This is a genomic window from Kaarinaea lacus (assembly GCF_975902315.1).
The window spans coordinates 1-4,351 of the sequence record NZ_CDLKIE010000080.1 but is presented as its reverse complement, the minus strand read 5'-3'; the positions used below and the strand labels follow the sequence as shown (position 1 = coordinate 4,351).

Genomic DNA, 4,351 nt, shown 5'->3' with positions numbered 1-4,351 from the left:
TCGCCGGATTAACAATTGATGGTGTGATAGCATTCCAATTCATTGGACCTCTACCCAGCAAACGCAAATGTTGCATAGGCAACAGTATCCCTACCGTTGTTCCCGGTGTTGGTACTGGTTTATCCCAGGCATAGTGTATACAGAGAGGCGTATCATCTGGCAATCGGCACTGGATTAATCGCACCGCCCCTAAATCAGTCATGCTATCTACCACTGCATTTATGCTATTCGGTTGGTCTGGTCTACCAAAACGAATATGTTCGGACCGAATAGCCACCCACTCAGCATCAGGAGAACCATCAACAGGCAGTTCGACACTACCCCATGCGCCTTTGACACAATTGCCATAAAACTCCCGAATTGGTAAGAAGTTTTGCCAACCTAAAATTTTAGCCGCTTCATAACTTTTTGGATCTGCAAATACTTCGGCTGTTGCACCATAACTATGCAAGCGGCCATCAACCAACACACCCACCCTGTCGGCAATGTAACGGGCATCCGTTAAATCATGAGTGACCATCACCACAGGACAGCGCGTTTCATCAATCACGGATCTTAATTCTTCGCGTAAATATTGGCGTAGATTAATATCCAGTGCTGAAAATGGCTCATCGAGCAGCAACAGGTCTGGCTCGGTAACCATGGCCCGAGCTAAAGCTACCCGCTGCCGTTGTCCGCCAGAGAGTTGATGAGGATAGCGATCGCGGTATTCCTGAATATGCAAGCGTTCCAACCAGTGTTCTACCGGGTCTTTAGAAGATCCTCGCGGCAATCCATAAGCAATGTTTTGCGCTACCGTAAGATGTGAAAATAATGCATAGTCCTGAAATACAACACCCACTTTACGTTTTTGCGGGGTCTCAAATATTTTTTTACCATTCCATCCGCCGCTGTCAAACCAGATATCAGCACCATTAACGATACTGCCATATTGTGGTTGTTCCAGTCCGGCCAGGATTCTCAGGATCGTACTTTTACCGCTACCGGATGGTCCTAATAACGCAGTAATGCCCTGATCCGGTACGTTAAATTTCACATCGAGATTAAACGATTTACGAATTAGTTTTATATCTATTTTAAGCTTTTTCATAGACAACTCTGGTTTTTACACTCTCGTCTTTAAACGGAATCAATTTAGTGCTGCATTCCAAAATGCCAGCGACGATTCACACCATAAACGAGAAACAACACGACAAATGAAAACAGTAGTAGTCCCGCAGACATGGCGTGAGCTGCGCCATACGCCAGGGTTTCAACATGCTCATAAATAGCAATGGACACCACTTGCGTCTGGCCGGGAATGTTGCCGCCCACCATTAACACGACACCAAACTCACCCATGGTATGGGCAAAGCCCAATACAATCGCAGTCAGAAAGCCTCGGCGCGATTGTGGCAATATTACTGTGAAAAACGTTTTCATCCTGGACGCACCCAATGTCCAGGCAGCTTCAACAGTAAGACGATCCAGGCTTTCAAACGCAGCCTGGAGCGGCTGCACAACAAAAGGTAAGGAATAAATACAGGAAGCCACAACCAGTCCGGTAAAGCTAAATGATAGAGGTTGACCCGTTAGTTGAACCCAAAACTGCCCAAGTGGACTATTAGCACCCATCATTATCAGCAAGTAAAAACCTAATACTGTTGGCGGCAATACCAGCGGTAAGGCAGTAACGGCTTCCACAGGGACTTTTAATTTACTTTTTGTCCGTGCCAACCACCACGCAACAGGCGTACTGACTACTAGCAGCACCAACACTGTAACGGTGGCCAACTGCAGGGTCAGCCAGATGGGTTGCGTATTAAGTGTAACCTCTTCCATTAACTTATTCCCTGGGATTCAACGCCGTAGCCAAATTGCTTCACCAGTATCTCTTTTGCTTTGTCGCTTTTAATAAATACAATAAACTCACTGGCGGCAGTTTTATGTTGCGCGCGCAATAGCAACACGGCCTGCTGCCTGATAGACGCATACAATGCTTCTGGTACTTCCCAGTAACTGCCATTGGTACTTTTGATTTCGTTGTGGATTTGCGACCTGGCCACAAATCCAATTTGTGCATTTCTGGTCATTGCAAACTGATAGGTCTGGGAAACGTTTTCTCCCCGAATAATTTTTGCCTGCAGCGAATTCCAGACCCCCAATTTCTGAAGTGCTTGTTGCGCTGCCAAACCATAAGGCGCAGTCTTAGGATTGGCAACCGCTATCCGGTTTACAGCGCTGGAAACCAATACACTATTGATGTCATTTGCATTCAGCAACGATGCATCAGAACTCCAGGCCACTAATTTTCCTAAAACATAGGTAAAGCGACTATTTGGTACAATGAGGTGGGATTGCTCCAACTTCTTTGGCTCCCGTTCATTGGCCGCAAGAAAAATATCATACGGTGCGCCGTGAATAATTTGCGCATACAACTTTCCCGTGGAACCGCTACTAATTTGCACACTATGGCCGGTCTGCTTCTCGAACTCAGAACTAATGACTTTTAATGCCGATAGCGCATTGCTTGCAACTGCAATATTGATTTGTTCTGCAAAGCAATGACTCGCCATGCCGAAGAAAAACAGGAAAACGACTAAAGACTGATACCGCTTATTCAACATTTTTTAACCACCGTAACTATGAACCTGCTATCACCCAAATATTCAATAGCAGGAACCAAGCCACAAAATCCTGTGAAATATCTATTTCTAACCTGTTGTTATTAAATAGATTATTTAATTACTTTAAACTGTTACTGAAGGGTATGTAAGAAAGTCAACAACCACCCAGGTCAGCACATACTTATATTGTAAGTTTTCGCACAACACGAAATATCAGGCAGATTGCCGTGCGTCCCATTGACGCTTAAATCGCAAATCCAGCAGCGACAACTGACAGTCAATTTGCGCCAGGATATCCCACTTCGGAAAACGTCCAGGTTTATTATCGGCGTTTTGCATATACCACGCATCCATTTCTGATTTCAGTTGCTCACGCTGCGCAACCAGGTCCGCGATGCTGTTTTTCAATTGCTGCATGCAGCTCTGACTTAAATCCAGCACATGGTACTGGACTGCTTGCTCGAATATGCGCACACCGCCACCTTCTGCAACAACATCGAGTAGCATTTCTGAATCAGAAACCTGCACCCCGGCAAGAAAATCAATACCATATTCTCTCCACGCTTCCAGCCAGGGAAGCGACGGCCCCATTAATACGGTTACTGCGTTTCTTGATAACTCCGCCAGGCGTGGAAAAGTTTTGTTAACAATGGAATTAGCGGTTAAAAACACCCAGTCTGCTTCCGGAAGTACATATTCGCAGGCAGGATCAGGCAAGTCACCCTCTATCGGGTTTCTTTCCAGCACGGTTAAGTCCAGTAATGACTCATAGCGCTCCAGGCCGGGATAGCGGCCAACCACAACCACTTTTTTGTTTTTCAACTGCGGCAGGAAGTGCTCAAATACGGCCAGGTTTGAAGACGTATTTTTAGCGATGGGAACAGCGCTTGCTAAGAATGAATTGGTGTTACAATTAATAACCGAATTTATTGATGCCAGACCAATGGCCGCTTCAAACGGATTCCAGCTTTTAATCCACGGTATGATTTCATTAATCGGCCGATGTCTTAAAGTGCCAGACCATGGCAAGGTTCGAGAAGACTGATCGGGGCTCATTGCCAAACCAATACAATCGCCCTGCTGCGAACCGGTTTGACACAGGGTCCAGGTTACACCCAGGTTAACCTGTTTTACATTTGTATCTGACGCTTCCGACAGAGCCTTTTCAATAAGTAAATCGTAAATTTTCCAGGAGTCTGCCATACCGCGTAGTTAAGTGCTACTTTTTTATAACTTTAAGCTTCTGTAGGTAACAATCGTGGTTCAGCTTTAATAATATTTTCTTTTCCCCAGGCATTAACCGCTTCTACAAACCAGCGTTTGTTGGAGGGGTGCTGTTCCACGACATCGTACTCTGCGAAAAAACTGCCATCGCAATGAAATATTATGCTACCCACTTTGTGTCCATTCATATCTCGCCAGGTACCTACCAGACTGGTTTGGCCGCTGGCTGGATCGCGTTGCAATTCGAATCGGGCACGCTCCCAGGGTGCAGTGGTCAGTGCTTTCTCTGATAGACCAATTTTTTCAACCTCATCCGATAACGCCGTACAAACGGATTCGCCCAGGCTGCGCACTTGCTCCCAGCGCTGTTGCAAATTGTCACTACATTCTTTATTCATTACTACTATTCACCAACTTTATTCATTCTCCTGCATTGCATCTGCAAGCTGCTGTAACACGGATCCCCCTACCTGATCAGTAGGATCCAGCTCACGCAATTTTTCCAGTATGTTTGCCGCACC

Annotated in this window: 5 protein-coding genes; all 5 read right to left on the bottom strand. The window is 45.8% G+C overall.

The genetic code is table 11. From position 1 onward, the window contains the following. Nucleotides 1–1,090: ABC transporter ATP-binding protein (locus ACWVCM_RS01845; RefSeq protein ID WP_455199997.1), on the bottom strand; the 1,090-nt coding region annotated here is incomplete at its 3' end. A 44-nt stretch (nt 1,091–1,134) separates the two neighbouring features. Next, nucleotides 1,135–1,821, bottom strand: a complete 687-nt coding sequence (gene modB / locus ACWVCM_RS01840; protein WP_455199996.1) for a molybdate ABC transporter permease subunit — start codon at nt 1,819–1,821, stop codon at nt 1,135–1,137. Beyond that, complete coding sequence (gene modA, locus ACWVCM_RS01835) at nt 1,821–2,606, bottom strand: molybdate ABC transporter substrate-binding protein (RefSeq protein ID WP_455199995.1); 786 nt, start codon at nt 2,604–2,606, stop codon at nt 1,821–1,823. The genes modB and modA overlap by 1 nt, the downstream gene beginning before the upstream one ends. Nucleotides 2,607–2,819: 213 nt before the next feature. Beyond that, a complete protein-coding gene (locus tag ACWVCM_RS01830; RefSeq protein ID WP_455199994.1) occupies nt 2,820–3,809 on the bottom strand; it encodes a Rossmann-like domain-containing protein in 990 nt (329 codons plus the stop codon). 32 nt (nt 3,810–3,841) lie between these two features. Next, on the bottom strand, nt 3,842–4,228 hold the full coding sequence (locus tag ACWVCM_RS01825; RefSeq protein ID WP_455199993.1) for a hypothetical protein: 387 nt from the start codon (nt 4,226–4,228) through the stop codon (nt 3,842–3,844). Between the last annotated feature and the right edge of the window lie 123 nt (nt 4,229–4,351).

Coding starts and splice junctions, on each gene's coding strand:
- modB (WP_455199996.1), bottom strand. CDS start 1,821: ATGGAAGAGGTTACACTTAATACGCAACCCATCTGGCTGACCCTGCAG.
- modA (WP_455199995.1), bottom strand. CDS start 2,606: ATGTTGAATAAGCGGTATCAGTCTTTAGTCGTTTTCCTGTTTTTCTTC.
- ACWVCM_RS01830 (WP_455199994.1), bottom strand. CDS start 3,809: ATGGCAGACTCCTGGAAAATTTACGATTTACTTATTGAAAAGGCTCTG.
- ACWVCM_RS01825 (WP_455199993.1), bottom strand. CDS start 4,228: ATGAATAAAGAATGTAGTGACAATTTGCAACAGCGCTGGGAGCAAGTG.